This window comes from Sphingobacterium sp. GQ94, assembly GCF_059758715.1.
Genome location: NZ_JCAXEC010000014.1, coordinates 59,914 through 74,481 on the forward strand (window position 1 = coordinate 59,914; position 14,568 = coordinate 74,481).

A 14,568-nucleotide genomic window follows, 5' to 3' on the forward strand; every position below is an offset into this window, starting at 1 on the left:
AATCATGAAAATATATATTAAAGTATTTATAATAAGCCTTTTATTCATTTCTTGTTCAAGGTCTTTTTTAGAAGAAGTACCGAACAGTCGTATTTTAACTCCAAAGAGTGTGGATGATTTTCAACGGTTGTTGGATAATTTTGAAATCATTGGAGAAACTCTGGCTTTACCACAATTAGCCTCTGATGAATATTTTATTATATCTCTCAAGCATTGGCAATCAGCAAGGACAGGAGTGGAAAGAAACTCTTATATCTGGGCTAAAGATATCTATGGAGGCGAGGTTAATGTTAAGGATTGGAATGATCCCTATTCAAGTATATATTATTGTAATAATATTATCAATGAGATCAATAAGAAAGCTATTGGCGGCAATATCCCTACTGAATATAGGGATGTTTATGGGCAGGCATTATTTCAACGCGCAAAAATATATTACGATCTGCTGAAGAACTATTCTGTACCCTTTGATAAATCTACTCAGGATTCAGATTTGGGGATTCCATTAAGACTAGATCCGTCAATAGATTATACTTTAGGTAGGGCCACAGTAAAAGAATGTTATGGTCAGATCTTCGAAGATATAAATCAGGCATTAATTAACTTGAAGTTTATAGGACCAATAGCCGAGAGAAACCGAGCAACTAAACTTGCAGCTTTTGCACTACTCTCTCGTATATATCTTTATCGAAGGGAATATAAACAAGCCGGTGATTATGCAGATAGCGTATTAAATCTATATGATAAGTTAATCGATTATAACCAAGTGCCAATAAGCGGAAGGACCCCTTTTTCAACAACGAATGATGAACTTATTATGTATAGCTCTACAGTTTCCTATAATAACTCCACACAAAGAAATCCATATGGAGATGTATTTGTGGATACGACATTAATAAAAACATATCATAATGATGATTTAAGAAAGGCAATTTATTTTATTGACAAGGGAAACGGATTTTATACAGTAGCCAGGGGGTATAATGGCAGTGGATTAACTCCCTTTAATGGCTTTGCAGTTGATGAAGTATTGCTTAATAAAATCGAATGCTTAGTACGTTCAGCAGATTTGTTGGATGCAGCAACATTGCTCAACAGGTTGCTGGAAAAAAGATATAAGACGGGAACATTTAGTCCTATAGCGTTTAATTCCCAACAAGAAGCCTTAAGAATAGTGTTAGAAGAAAGACGTAAAGAGCTAGTTTGGCGAGCCCTTCGTTGGGATGATATTAAAAGGTTGAATAAAGAAGGGGCTAATATTGAGCTTCGTAGAATATTAGATGACAAAGAATATGTACTTGAGCCGAATTCTGCTCGATATACATTCAATTTCCCACAAGATGAAATTAATAGAAGTGGAATAATACAAAACGAAAGATAATGAAATCGATAACAATTATAACTAGAATACTGATGCTATGTTGCCTTGTAACTGTACTTGGTAATCCTTGCAAAGCACAAAAAAATAATGAAAGTTTTATTGTTCATGGAAAAATAACCGGGAACCACGATATTGATAGTGTAACAGTATCGTACGCAACAAACTTTGAAGAGCAACATAATATTTTTTTTAGGGGAAAAACTAAAGTATATCCAGTTTCTGGGGGCGGTTTTGACATAAAAATTGACAGTGCAGATAGTCTATTCTATATGCTTTTTTATCCCATTGATAATATGGGTTTGTTAAAAAATCAAACTTATAGGCTGTTGACAAGTTCACCCATATTGGTTTGGCCTGGAATGGAACTTCAAATGGAAATTACTGATGATACGGTATTATTTACAGGGAAGGATGCAATGATTATAAATTTTGAAATGGACCTTCGTCGATTGAAAATGAAACCCTCTGATAGAAAACGTGTTTTGTTTAAAAAATTCAATATATTTCATGGGGAAGAAGATGATCCATATAACAGAATGTGGAACTATCTTGTGGAGTATCATGAAGTCATTAATGAAACTCTTGAACAAGGGAAGAAACTATTTGAAAGCTATTCTATAACGTCAAATTCAACAGCTTGGAAACAAGCGTGGTATGATTGGATTGGCATCATAAAGTTTAATCAGTTAAACAACTTACATTTTTTACATCAACACTATTCTAAAAATTATAAACCAGCTATACAAGATTTCTATAAGCAATATATCCTTCACCAGGAGCATTCTGCGTTGATTGCGAATTACACGTGTCATTCCTATATGTTCCCTCATTATTTATATTATAAATCATACAGCGATTTGATCTTTTTATTAGCAGAATCGGGTGTCGAACTAAACCCAACATTTGGGACATTGCTTGATTTACTTATCGCACGCTATAAAAGCGAATTATTTGAACAGGTAGCATATACTGCTATTTTAAGACAAGGTGCTAATAAATATATAGATGAGAATACCTATTTAAAGTTAATTTCAAGACTAGACAATTCGGAATATAAATTTTCTGTAGAGAATATGCTTACTCGTAAAACCAAGAACCGCTCTGGTTACCCATATCTGTTGGAGGATAATAATGGAAAAGTTTTTACGCATGAAGATTTTCAGGGAAAGACCGTGATCATGGATTTCTGGTATACAGGCTGTCATGGTTGTAAAGGCCTGTATAAAGCAATGAAACCTATTAAAGAAGCCTTTCAAGGAGATAGTAATGTTGTTGTTTTAAGTATAAATGTGGATAAAACTAGGAATGGTTGGCTAGAAACGATTAGTGATTCTCAGAATGGCTATACTGATTCGGCGAATATTAATGTGTGGATTGGGAATGATAATAAGGAGAATTCAATGATACGTTATTATGATATATATTCATATCCTACTTTAATTATTCTGAATGGGGATAATAAAATACTTGCTTATAATCCTGATTACAAAGAAGATATAGAGAGAAGGGCATTAGTTGCCCTTATTAATCGGTCTCTAAGTAAATAAGAGAATGCAAAAAGAAATAACAGGAGGTTTATTAAGCCTCCTGTTCCTTTAAATTTCTTACAGAGCTATATATACACCGTTGTTGGTGTGCATCCGTTCAATAAGACTATCGGTTTCTAATGCTGCGGCTTCAGTTGCATCAAAATTTTCCGGTACTGAGACTAGGCCTACTTAATATTATATTAAATTATTCTTTTGGGCGTCTTAGAAAGAATATTGTTTGGTGAAATCATCGCCATCTGTGGAAAGTGTAAGTTTTTCATTGACAACGGTTTCATTGTCTTTTTCAATCTTAAAACTAAGCGGTAAGTTTTCACCATAGTTGATAATTTGTGTTCCGCCTGCAAACGCTCGGATAGGTACTGTCGTTTCGATGACATAGGTTTTGGTGGCTCCACTAAAATCATTTTTGTCTAGTCCTATGGCGGACTCTCCAGGTTTAGCAACTCCGTTTACCTTCCAAACATCGGTTTTTCCTGCCATATTCCCTCCAGATACTACTATAGAAACAAAATCGTCGTCAGCATTGACATTATCAAGGGTTACAGTGATTTTGTAATGACTTCCATTTGATGGTTCTTCATTTTTATCGTCCTTACCACAACTTGTCGTGAGTCCTCCGATTGTCAACACTGTTACCATTTGTAAAAGAGCTAGCTTCGCGTTTATTTTTCTCATAACTTCTATTTTTTTATTATTTTGGAAAACAAATTTCTGTAGAATGTAGCTCCAAGACAATCATCGTAAACAATGATTTTGTTTCTAATGGTTTACCATGATTTTGTGAGTGTGATAATCTTTCAGTTTTTTTTATATAGATATTTGCAGTTTAATTACACCCACATGTTCAGAATTATATCCTTAATATTTGTTATTTTTCTTATTAGCAACAGGTTATCGGCGCAACAGTTAATTCCTCTGGATGAAACGAATTATTTAAAGCAGATCGATACCAAAATAGCAACAGCTGCCAACGACAGCGTTCGTTTGTATAATCACCTGCTATTATCTGAATATTGGGCCCACAGTGATAGTTTAAAAAGTTGGCAGGCACTACAAACTGTAGTACAGTCTGCTGATAAAAGTAGGTTATCAAAAGGTGTTCTAGCCTATTATCAAGGATTTTTTTATGCGCAGCAAGGGGATAAAATAAAAGGAAAAAAGCTATATGAACAAGCGATAGACCAACTCGAGAAGGATCGGACCAATAGTGATATACTCATAAAAGCATACTATAATCATGCATATATTCAAGTAGAGGAGAAAGGATATGACGTGATGGTTAAAGCATTAACCCAAAAGTGTATTCCGATCAGTGAAAAAAGTGGGAACACGGAGCTGCTCGCCTATTCATATACACAGTTAGGGTTGACCTTTATGTCTGTAGGCCAATTTGATACAGCAGAAGAATACCATAAGAAGGCACTGGAACAGTTGAGGAAAATATCGGTACAAAAGACTGTTCACTTACTTACTTATCTCAATTTGGTTAGCAATTACTGCTATAAACCTGATAGTAAATCGGCAAAAGTATATCTGGATAAAGCGAATGAACTGATTAAAAAGTACCCAAATTCGCAACATTATCCTAACTTTTATTACCAGCAAGCGATGTATTATACGACAAAGCAAGACTACCCTAGCGCTTTAGTTAGTTTAAATGAAGGCGCTAAATTAGCCAAGGATAAAAACCAGCTTAAATTATTGCATATGCTATATTTTAGGATGTATAATGTGTATCTGATGCAAAAAGATTACACAAGAGCTAAACTGCAATTGGAACAGATTCTACAAGAAAATATATTGAGTAGAGAACCTGTAAATCGAAAAATTACCTATACACAATTGGCAGAAGTCAATAACGTCCTAGGAAACTACAAACAAGCGTATGACTGGATGAAGAAATCAAGTGTTTTAAGTGACAGCTTACAACAGAAGAAGTTGATCGAAAAAATGAACGAACTTGAAATCTTACACCAGACCGCTGATAAGCAGCAAACAATAGATAAGCTAAAACAGGAAAAAACAGAGAATGACCTCATTGCCAAAAATAGAAATCTACGTATTATTTTCTTAGGAAGTGCTCTTGGATTGAGTTTGATTATTGTTTTATTAATCCTGCGATCGTTTAAAAATCAACAGAAACTAAACAAACAAATTAGCATTAGCCATCTTCAAGACCTGTTGCACATTGAAAATGAACGAAAATACGAAGCTACCCAAGCAGTCTTGCAAGGTGAAGAGCAAGAAAGACAGCGCATAGCACAGGACTTGCATGACAGTATGGGGGGAATGCTTGCGAATATCCGGATGTCCATTGCATCAATAGATCCGAACAAATCGTCCGATATTTATAAGAAAATAGACAAATCCATTTCCGAGATGAGACGTATTTCCAGAAACCTGATGCCCGAAACCTTAAAAAACCTTGGATTAGAGATTGCGCTAAAGGAACTTTGTGAATCCATGAGTCACAAGCATTTTTGTATCCAGTTTGAAGCCTTCAATTTGTCTGAAGATATTCCGTTTCAAACGCAACTAACCCTTTACCGTATCGCGCAGGAAGGGATTAGCAATGTTATAAAATACGCGCAAGCCAGTAATGTTATTGTGCAAATAAGTCAACATGAAAACACACTTAATCTAACTATTGAAGACGATGGGGTAGGTTTTGATACCGCTGAAATTGTTTATGGATTGGGTTTGAAAAACATTGAAAATCGTGTTCGATTGATAAATGGAACAGTGGATATTATTTCATCAGTAGGGAATGGAACCACTATAAATGTAGTATGTAATGTATAAAGGACGTTTGAATTTAGCGATAGTTGATGATCATCCCATGGTTTTGGAAGGATTGAGATCGCTTTTGAACCAGGATGATAAATTTCAGATTTTTTCCTTTACAAAGGGAACTGCTGTATTGGATTTTATTCAAGAAAACAGAGTGGATATCCTTTTGCTAGACATTGTTTTACATGACGGGAACGGTTTGGATTTTTGTAAAAGTATCAAACAGAAATCTCCCGAAACCATTGTTATTGGAATAAGTAATCAAGCAGAACGTAGTATTATATTTCGGTTTTTAGAAAATGGTGGAAGCGGATACATTTTAAAAAATGCAGATACCCAAGAAATAATTCAATGTATTGAAAATGCTATACAAGGCGACCTTGCTCTAAGTAAAGAAGTGCAGGAGATTATGTTGCGTCCATCATCAGGTAATTTTGAGATTCCCAGAATAACCAAACGGGAACAACAAATTTTACAGGCAATCGCTCACGGGAATACCTCTGTTGAAATTGCTGAAAAACTGTTTATTTCAGTGATTACTGTCGAAACACACCGTAGAAATTTATTGCAGAAATTCAAGGCAAGAAATATGGTGGAACTAGTTAAAATAGCCTCAGATAATAAATTAATATAATAAAGGATAGGAGATCTTCATGCAAATGAAAAAGTAATTTCATGATCTTCTTTTGGGATATACAACCTAACGGAGCCAGATATTATAAAGGAAAGGTAGTTTTCGGTTTGCCCAGCACTTAGTAATGCTGTTTTTTGGGAAAATACTGCATAGTCAGTTTTGAAGAGAATAATTGCCAGTCATCATCCGTTAGCTTAATCCAAGTTGCCATATACGTGCGAATTTCCTCCATTGTATGCGCTGAATTTAAAATTTTCGAACCATCCATTTGGTGATTAAATGTATTATTTATTCTTTCATTTTGCAAAAGTCGATTTGAGAGAGCAAAAGGTCACTTTAGACAATTTTCTTTACCTATTCTTGAATTCAACAGGTGTTTTTAAATAAAAAAAGTATTTTAAGATACCCAAAGGCTAGTGGAAACTGATTTGATTAGTTACCAAAATTCAATTTTGATCCTCATTTAAATTCAATATTTCCTTTTATCGATGCATATTCTTGCATTTAATTGAAAAATAAAGACTACTAATTTAGTAGTCTTTAAAAAATATTATTACATTTGTCATGCACTTGTAGATTGACAATCAAAATTGATTCAATAGATTATGGAAAAAGCAATAACTTTTTTAGGATTAAACCAGATCTCAGGAAAATTCACCCTGAAACACTTAGGATGGATTATCATATCCTTGAAAATTTTCATTGCTAGTTATTTTATCTATCTGGTCATTCAAGAAGGTCGGATGGAAAAGTTTACTTTTGGTCAAGAGTTCATGTGGTTCATTGTCGCTGGTTTTATTGCCCAGATGATTGATGGTGCTCTGGGGATGGCTTATGGAGTGAGTTGTACAAGCCTGTTACTGTGGTTTGGAATTCCGCCAAAGTTTGCCTCGGCGAGTGTGCATACATCCGAAATTTTTACAACAGGTGCTTCAGGACTTGCCCACATCCGGTTTGATAATATCGATAAGAAATTGTTTTTTCAAATTGTTATCACGGGGGTTATAGGTGCTTTGGTGGGTGCTTACTTGATTGCTGATTTTTTTGATGGATCAGCCGTTAAACCTTTTATATCCCTTTATTTGCTTTTTTTGGGTGTGTATTTATTGTTTAAAGCTTATAAAAAGAAAGAATCTTCAAAAAAAGAAATAAGAAGAGCTCCACTTCTGGCTTTTGTTGGCGGACTACTTGACGCCCTTGGCGGTGGGGGATGGGGACCGATCGTAACCTCAAACTTATTAAGCCGCGGGAAAAGCCCAAGACACATTATCGGGACGGTGAATACTGCAGAGTTCTTTGTGACTTATTCTGCGACTGTAATATTTATCTTTTTACTAGGAGTACAGCATCTGGAAATTGTATTGGGCTTAGTAATTGGTGGTGTATTAGCAGCCCCTTTTGGTGCCTATTTTGCGTCAAAAATTAATCAACGCATTTTACTCTTTTTAGTCGGATCGGTGGTCGTACTGACTTCTTGTTGGGGAATTATATCGTATTATTATTAAGGAATATATAAATGAATTATGCGAAGCAAAACATAACCAGCAAATCGGTCTAGACTCTTAATAAAGATGTGATCTTCCAGCTATTTATATTATTCTGTTTGATCAAATAAATAAGGATGATAATTTTTCACTTACTTATAGCAGACCCAATTCAGAAACGATTATCTTAGAGGGCCTGGTGGAATCTTCGCATTTAAAGATTAAGCTTGTTCCTCGAAATAAAGAATATGCTTTGTTTCACAATAGGAATAGTGGAAATTTCGTTTTTAAACCTTGATACAACCGTGAAAGAATACGACGCAATAGTAGTAGGATCTGGACCGAATGGCTTTGCCGCTGCGATCACCTTGCAGCGACAAGGGCTGAATACGCTTTTGATTGAAGGATCAAATTCCGTCGGTGGGGGCATGCGAACCAAAGAACTCACTTTGCCAGGATTTAAACATGATGTCTGTTCTGCTATCCAACCAATGACCATGGCATCTCCTTTTTTTGCCTCCCTTGATTTAAAAAAATTTGGTTTAGAATTCACATATGCTCCCTATGAGGCCGCACATCCAATGGATAATGCAGAGACTGCTTTTTTGCAGCGCGATGTGCTGCAAACAGCTAAAGATCTTGGTGCGGATAGAGCGAGTTATTTAGACTTAATAGGCCCAGTTGCAGAAAATTGGAATCAATTGGCCAGGGATACCATGGGACCTTTACGATTCCCCAAATCACCTGTTTTGTTGGCTAAATTCGGAGTAAATGCCCTGATGTCTGCCCAGCAGACCGCCAAACGATTTAAGACAGAAAGGGCAAAGGCCCTTTGGGCAGGAATGGCAGCGCATGGCATCCAACCGTTGTCCAATTTGACCACCTCGGCTATAGGTATGGTACTCTCTGGTGTAGGACATAAATTTGGCTGGCCTTTAGCAATTGGTGGTTCTCAATCCATAGCGAATGCTCTGATGCGCTACTTTCAATCCTTAGGTGGTGAAATTCAGACTGATTTTTGGTTTACAAATCTCGCTGAATTGCCTGCTCATAAGATTCTAATCCTGGATCTTACACCCGCGCAGATTTTAAAAATAAAAGGCTTGGATCTGAAAGAATCCTATAAAAATCAGTTAAAAAGGTATCGCCAGGGAATGGGCCTCTTTAAAGTGGATTGGGCGCTTTCAGATCTTGTTCCATTTAAAGACAAACGTTGTAATGAGGCAGCGACAGTTCATCTGGGAAATACATTTGAGGAAATAGCGTTAAATGAAAAGTTGACAAGCCAGGGGAAGCATGTTTCAAAACCTTTTGTGTTATTCACCCAGCAAAGTGCGTTCGATAAAAGTCGTTCACCCTTAGGAAAACACACTGGTTGGGCATATTGTCATGTTCCAAATGGTTCTACAGTAGATCGTACCCAGGCGATAGAAGATCAAATAGAGCGCTTTGCCCCTGGATTTAAAGATACAATCATTGCGCGTTCGACGATGAATACACAGCAACTCGAAAGTTATAATCCCAACTACATTGGAGGAGATATCAATGGTGGCGTGATGGATATTTTCCAGCTATACAGCCGTCCGACATGGCGCTTTACACCTTATCGCACGTCCAATAAAAAAGTATATATTTCTTCATCTGCAACCCCACCTGGAGGAGGAGTACATGGTATGTGCGGATTTCACGCTGCTAAAACAGCCTTACGTGATCATTTTAATCTTGAGGTTAATCTGTAGAGGCGCAAGCCGGATAGGCTGACTGTTTTTTTTATTTGATATTATCGGCTTAATCTATTCAGTATTGCATCAATTTGCCCAATGGATTATGAGACGCAAAACAAAATCTAGTAATTAAATAGATATTTCTTCAAGGATTGTTAAATTTTAGGGTGTACTTACTCAGTTTATTTTTGAGAACTGGAAAACTATCTTCCAAAAAAAATTCGTTATATGATTAAACTTTTTGTAAACTTAACTACTCAAATTCTTTGTATTTGAACCTCATTAAAATGACGTTACATGCTATTAAAAACAAATTTTCCTATAATTAGTCCAATTGAAGAGATTGCTGCGTATGAGACGTTATGGGAAAATAGTAATGCTTCATTTAAGTCTCTTGCTGAAATTTTTCTTGGCAAACCAGGTAGCAGACCGACAGATTTTATAAAAAGGGATAAATACGAAAATAATCTTCAAAGGGTTATTGAAATTATAAATAAACTTAGAATAGAACACAATTATAGACCCAATCTTTTAATTAATGGGAGTATAAATTACCCTGAGAAACTTAGGTCAGCAAAAGATCCAGTTGAACTATTGTATTATACTGGAAATCTGGATTTAATTTATACTAGATCTGTTGCTATTGTTGGTTCTAGGAAACCGTCGGTGGAAGGTCTTAAGAGGGCTGAGAAAATGACCCGATTGCTTGTTGAAAAAGGATTTACAATTGTTTCCGGGTTAGCAGCAGGAATCGATACTGTTGCTCATACTACTGCTTTAAAAAATGGAGGAAATACTATTGCTGTAATTGGCACACCTCTAAACTCAGTTTATCCAAAAGAAAACACCAGTTTGCAGGATTATATAGCCAAGAAACAACTTCTAATTAGTCAAGTTCCTTTTATCAAGTATGAGAGTCAAGATTATCGGTTAAACAGGCTTTTTTTTCCAGAAAGGAACAAAACGATGTCGGCGATAACCGAAGCTACAATTATAATAGAAGCAAGTAATATTTCAGGGACTTTAATCCAAGCAAGAGCCGCTTTAAATCAAGGAAGAAAACTCTTTATATTGAACAGTTGTTTTGAGAATAAAAATATAACCTGGCCTTCTTATTATGAGAAACGAGGCGCTAAGCGGGTTAAAGACATAAATGATGTTTTAAACTTTCTAGGCAGTGATGTTGCTTAGGAAAATTGATGATCTAACAAAACTTGATCATTTATTATTAGACACAACTTGCAACTTTTTTTGCTAGAAGAATTTTATCAGATCTATCTTTTGACTTTTTAGATGATGATGTATCCATTTTGATTATTTTCTCTTGATTACATTTAACTGAAACTATTTTTCTTACTGATTTCTGTATCTAATTCAATACGTACGCTGTAGTTTCGCCCATTTATCATTAATGTACTCCCCTTGTTTTATATTCTGTTGTAATTTTCAATAGAAATGTTAGAACAGTTCAGAATGATTCCCAAGACGAATTAATGTAATCTCTTTAGGTTCTTCAATCTGTTTCCATATTAAGAGTAGGTCTGGAAAAATATGACATTCCCAATTTCCTAGGTAGTTTCCTATTAGTTTATGGGGCTTCATTTTCTCAGGAATCGCATCATAGCCATTCTGAGAAAGTAATAAAACAGTGTTTTGAACTGCTTGTAACTCTTTTTTAGTCTTTAAAAATTTCTTGTAATCTTTTTTGAACTTGGTTGATGGGTAGATCTTATATCCACTCATTTTGCCAAGTCTTCAAAAAGCTCATTCATATCCGTATACCCTTTAAGAAGAGGTCTTTCCGATTCGGCTTCCTTTATAGCTCTCTTGGTCTCCTCGTTAGGCTCATGGAACCGAACGGCATCTGCAAGTACCGTTTCAATGAAATTGTTCACGCTCCTATTTTCTTTTTTAGCCAGCTTTTCTATATAGGTATACAATTCTCTGTCAAGGCGTAAAGAAGTAGATTTTTTTAAACTAATTGTATTCATAATGAAATCATTTTAAATACAAATGTAATCATAATGCACTATATTTACAAAATTCTTTAAAGCATGATATGTTCTACTACTCCGAGTCAATTCAAATTTCAAGTAAAAAAAATTTAAATCTATTTTCAAATCTGTCTCCACACAAAAGGTACCAAGTCCATTATTCTACTGCTCTAAAAATGAGGGAAATACTATTGTACTAATATGTACATCACTGAGTGGTTGGTAAATGCAAAAGGGTAATGCTTGTTTTAACTACCCCTCTGCATGTACATGGTTACATTGGAGTTATGGTGTATTCCGCAGGATCTGAAATTTCTAGATAGATGGCATTTTCCTTAGGTAGCACAGTGAAATTTTGTATGCTTCGCTTGCCTTTCTTAAGACTCCATTTTCCTTCCTTGATACCTGTAATCACTACTTTTGTCAACCCTTTATTTTTTAATGTGAATGTAAATGGCTTAATGATTAGTCCTTCTCCGGTGATAACAATGTTGTGCTCCCCGATATAAATCACTTCACCAACTTCATTTTTCTGGTGTTGCAATGGCAATGGTTGCTGATTTCCATCGACCATCTGGAATACTGTAACAAAACGGTTTGTTTTGCTTTTGTCTTTGTATGACATCAATAATCGGTGTCCTTTACCTTCAGCTAAATTTGATTCAGGTACTTCTAAATATGTTCCAAAAACAGTGCTTGTTAAAGAATCCGATAGTATTTCTGTTGTATATTTTGCCGGCATAGGACTTAGAATAGAAACGTGTGTTTTACCGACTCTTCCTCCTAGGGAATTCTGTAATACAAACCCGTTTTCTTTAAGTTCTGGGATATTGTGTGAATTTATCTGCCAATATTTATCAATCTGCTCATTTTTGGTTTGCATATCATCTGTAAGCACAATTACTGCTGGAACATCGCTTCGATCCAAATTCAAAAAACAAAAAGACCTTTGGTATTGATCCACTTTATCTGTATAGGCTCCTTTAAGATCTACAGAAAAATAACTAAAATACGGATGAGTGGTAGAAGGTCCAACCTTTGTCGAGACTACCTGCCCGTTGTTAAACCAAGGGTCTTTCTGAACTTCTTGGGGAGAAGATGGTGCGCGCTGGTTGAAGCGGGTTCCCCCATCATTGGCCTTACTTCTGTAAAATTCCTCTTTGGGATCTACCGCTAACATCATGCTATGTGCAGCTGAACGTTTATTAAATCCCATATCATAGGGTGTTCCATAGAATCTGTACAGACCAATGTCTCCCAATTGAAATCCTCGGTAATATATTTGCAAAGATCCAGCATCTGCGTGTTGATGATTACCAAAGTGATACCCACCACCTTTAATTTCAGCAACAACATCATCGCTTTGAGGCCCTATGTCCCATCCTGTACGTGCGACCATCGAACCTAAGATCGGACCAAAGTCTTTGGTCAGAGGCAAGGAGGTTAATTTGGACTCAGCCTTTAGGTCAGGGTCATTTAACAATAAATATAGGGTTGGGTTGTTCAGTTCTCCATGCCGTAAGAACTCACCTTTCACGAGCGGGTCTTTACTATAAGCGTACATTAAAAACATAACTAGAGGAGATTTCCAATAATAAGCAGCTCCTGGTTTTCCGGAGGAAAAACCATCTCCATCGCGTAACATTTCTCCCCCTGGGCTTCGCATATACATAAAGAAGTCAGAGAGTCCTTTTATATTTTCATTGAACACAGGTTTTCCGGTCATACGTTGGTACAATAAAGCTGCGTGCATTTCCCATGCAAACCGGTAGGCGCCATAGCCAACTCCTTGATTATGACGAGGTGACTGATACTCAAATGCGCGCATGGGAACTAATTCCTCTAGGATAGCATAGGAGATGTACTTGTAAGGAGTAGGGTCTTCATCGTATATAGCAATACTCATCGCTAAAAAATCCCGATTCACCATCGCCTCATTTCCGTGTCCATTTAAAATTTTCATGCGGAATGGGGGCCAACCTATTTCCATATCCCGAGATAGTCTCATTAAATGACTAATAATAGTCTCTTTTTCTGCTTTTGTCCATAAATCATAAGTCCAGTCATACACGAGAGATGCCTTATAAATGGCACGTCCCAATTCGCGCGTGATATCTAAAATATTTCCAAATTCTACGCCTGCCAAGTAATTTTTAGTTAATTCGACAGCCTGCCGTCCTATCTCTTTATCACCGGTCATGAGATAGTAGAAAGCTTTGATTTCTGTCGCTTTCTCCAAATCATCATTATAGCTCATTTCTTCCTCTGGGTTGAAGGAAAACGAAAAAGGCTGAAGGGCCTCTTCTTTTAGCTTTTCCCACACCTTTCGGTTCTCCTGTTTGGTTAGGTTTTCTCTAACCTGTGGCAAGGATTCTTGATTGACCCATAGTCGCGGATGTCCCTGTGGAGGGACTACACTAGGCGTATAGTTTTGTGCTGCCTGAGGAACTTTTGGAGGGGTATAACTTTGAATTTCAATATGCCCCAGTCGAACGCCTCGAGGTAACCAAATTTTTATTTCTTGTTCCTGGTCGCTCAGATTAAATATTCCCGTAGTTTGATTTGGTCTATCCCAAGGTACATAGACCACTCTTTTGGTTGCTCTTTTATCACCTATCTGAATACGCATAAATAAGGATTCAAACTTAGATTTTGCTTTTTTCATCAGTGCGGCCCCTTCTGTGTCGGTTACGGCATAACTTTTAATAACATATAAACCTGCCTTGGGGGCTTTGATGAGGTAACTAAGGTCGGCTGTTTCCCGCTGACCGTCAACGGCCTGAGTTACCTGATTCTTTAAGGTGATACCTTGTTTTGTTTCTATTCGATCATCGGTGATCAGCTCACTTGTTTGCGGGTTTAATTTGGCTTGTTGAGCACTCAATTTAAATGGTTTATCTAACGAAAAATTTGCCTTTGGAACTGTTTGTGCAAATACAACATTCACTAAGGTTGTCAATAGAAAAATAACACTTAAATAATATCGGCTATACATCTTCATATTTTTTGTT

Annotated in this window: 11 protein-coding genes; 7 read left to right on the forward strand and 4 right to left on the reverse strand. The window is 36.3% G+C overall.

Translation table 11 applies throughout. The annotated features are described in order from the left end of the window. Window positions 1-4 precede the first annotated feature (4 nt). Both AC6CHH_RS12855 and AC6CHH_RS12860 read left to right on the forward strand, forming a co-directional pair. Complete coding sequence (locus tag AC6CHH_RS12855; protein WP_498283478.1) at window positions 5-1,381, forward strand: RagB/SusD family nutrient uptake outer membrane protein; 1,377 nt, start codon at window positions 5-7, stop codon at window positions 1,379-1,381. Continuing rightward, a complete protein-coding gene (locus tag AC6CHH_RS12860) occupies window positions 1,381-2,928 on the forward strand; it encodes a TlpA family protein disulfide reductase (RefSeq protein WP_498283480.1) in 1,548 nt (515 codons plus the stop codon). The genes AC6CHH_RS12855 and AC6CHH_RS12860 overlap by 1 nt, the downstream gene beginning before the upstream one ends. A 204-nt stretch (window positions 2,929-3,132) precedes the next feature. Here the strand turns inward: AC6CHH_RS12860 and AC6CHH_RS12865 are convergent, their stop codons facing one another. Further along, a complete protein-coding gene (locus tag AC6CHH_RS12865; RefSeq protein ID WP_498283482.1) occupies window positions 3,133-3,606 on the reverse strand; it encodes a hypothetical protein in 474 nt (157 codons plus the stop codon). A gap of 165 nt (window positions 3,607-3,771) precedes the next feature. Between AC6CHH_RS12865 and AC6CHH_RS12870 the strand changes: the two genes are divergently transcribed. The 5 genes from AC6CHH_RS12870 to AC6CHH_RS12890 all read left to right on the forward strand — a co-directional run bounded on the left by AC6CHH_RS12870 (window position 3,772) and on the right by AC6CHH_RS12890 (window position 10,754). Continuing rightward, window positions 3,772-5,733, forward strand: a complete 1,962-nt coding sequence (locus AC6CHH_RS12870) for a tetratricopeptide repeat-containing sensor histidine kinase (protein ID WP_498283484.1) — start codon at window positions 3,772-3,774, stop codon at window positions 5,731-5,733. Then, window positions 5,726-6,355 (forward strand): response regulator, encoded by a 630-nt coding sequence (locus AC6CHH_RS12875; protein ID WP_498283486.1) that lies wholly within the window; start codon window positions 5,726-5,728, stop codon window positions 6,353-6,355. Before AC6CHH_RS12870 ends, AC6CHH_RS12875 begins: the two co-directional genes overlap by 8 nt. A 605-nt stretch (window positions 6,356-6,960) precedes the next feature. Continuing rightward, window positions 6,961-7,860, forward strand: coding sequence for a sulfite exporter TauE/SafE family protein (locus tag AC6CHH_RS12880; protein WP_498283488.1), 900 nt, complete (start codon window positions 6,961-6,963; stop codon window positions 7,858-7,860). A 227-nt stretch (window positions 7,861-8,087) separates the two neighbouring features. After that, window positions 8,088-9,578, forward strand: a complete 1,491-nt coding sequence (locus AC6CHH_RS12885; protein WP_498283490.1) for a phytoene desaturase family protein — start codon at window positions 8,088-8,090, stop codon at window positions 9,576-9,578. Between the two features lie 282 nt (window positions 9,579-9,860). Then, window positions 9,861-10,754, forward strand: coding sequence for a DNA-processing protein DprA (locus AC6CHH_RS12890; RefSeq protein ID WP_498283492.1), 894 nt, complete (start codon window positions 9,861-9,863; stop codon window positions 10,752-10,754). A 267-nt stretch (window positions 10,755-11,021) separates the two neighbouring features. On the opposite strand, the gene AC6CHH_RS12895 is transcribed toward AC6CHH_RS12890, so the two are convergent. From AC6CHH_RS12895 to AC6CHH_RS12905, 3 genes are all read right to left on the reverse strand, one after another. Continuing rightward, window positions 11,022-11,306 carry a type II toxin-antitoxin system YafQ family toxin gene (locus AC6CHH_RS12895; RefSeq protein ID WP_498283494.1) on the reverse strand — a complete coding sequence of 95 codons (285 nt, stop codon included), beginning with the start codon at window positions 11,304-11,306 and terminating at the stop codon, window positions 11,022-11,024. Further along, window positions 11,303-11,554 (reverse strand): hypothetical protein, encoded by a 252-nt coding sequence (locus AC6CHH_RS12900; RefSeq protein WP_498283496.1) that lies wholly within the window; start codon window positions 11,552-11,554, stop codon window positions 11,303-11,305. The genes AC6CHH_RS12895 and AC6CHH_RS12900 overlap by 4 nt, the downstream gene beginning before the upstream one ends. 277 nt (window positions 11,555-11,831) lie before the next feature. Then, on the reverse strand, window positions 11,832-14,558 hold the full coding sequence (locus tag AC6CHH_RS12905) for a hypothetical protein (RefSeq protein ID WP_498283498.1): 2,727 nt from the start codon (window positions 14,556-14,558) through the stop codon (window positions 11,832-11,834). Window positions 14,559-14,568: the final 10 nt, after the last annotated feature.

Bases quoted from the DNA above. Each gene is read 5' to 3' on its own strand.
- AC6CHH_RS12900 (WP_498283496.1), bottom strand. From the start codon at position 11,554: ATGAATACAATTAGTTTAAAAAAATCTACTTCTTTACGCCTTGACAGA.
- AC6CHH_RS12905 (WP_498283498.1), bottom strand. From the start codon at position 14,558: ATGAAGATGTATAGCCGATATTATTTAAGTGTTATTTTTCTATTGACA.
- AC6CHH_RS12890 (WP_498283492.1), top strand. From the start codon at position 9,861: ATGCTATTAAAAACAAATTTTCCTATAATTAGTCCAATTGAAGAGATT.
- AC6CHH_RS12885 (WP_498283490.1), top strand. From the start codon at position 8,088: ATGCTTTGTTTCACAATAGGAATAGTGGAAATTTCGTTTTTAAACCTT.
- AC6CHH_RS12880 (WP_498283488.1), top strand. From the start codon at position 6,961: ATGGAAAAAGCAATAACTTTTTTAGGATTAAACCAGATCTCAGGAAAA.
- AC6CHH_RS12870 (WP_498283484.1), top strand. From the start codon at position 3,772: ATGTTCAGAATTATATCCTTAATATTTGTTATTTTTCTTATTAGCAAC.
- AC6CHH_RS12895 (WP_498283494.1), bottom strand. From the start codon at position 11,306: ATGAGTGGATATAAGATCTACCCATCAACCAAGTTCAAAAAAGATTAC.
- AC6CHH_RS12875 (WP_498283486.1), top strand. From the start codon at position 5,726: ATGTATAAAGGACGTTTGAATTTAGCGATAGTTGATGATCATCCCATG.
- AC6CHH_RS12860 (WP_498283480.1), top strand. From the start codon at position 1,381: ATGAAATCGATAACAATTATAACTAGAATACTGATGCTATGTTGCCTT.
- AC6CHH_RS12855 (WP_498283478.1), top strand. From the start codon at position 5: ATGAAAATATATATTAAAGTATTTATAATAAGCCTTTTATTCATTTCT.
- AC6CHH_RS12865 (WP_498283482.1), bottom strand. From the start codon at position 3,606: ATGAGAAAAATAAACGCGAAGCTAGCTCTTTTACAAATGGTAACAGTG.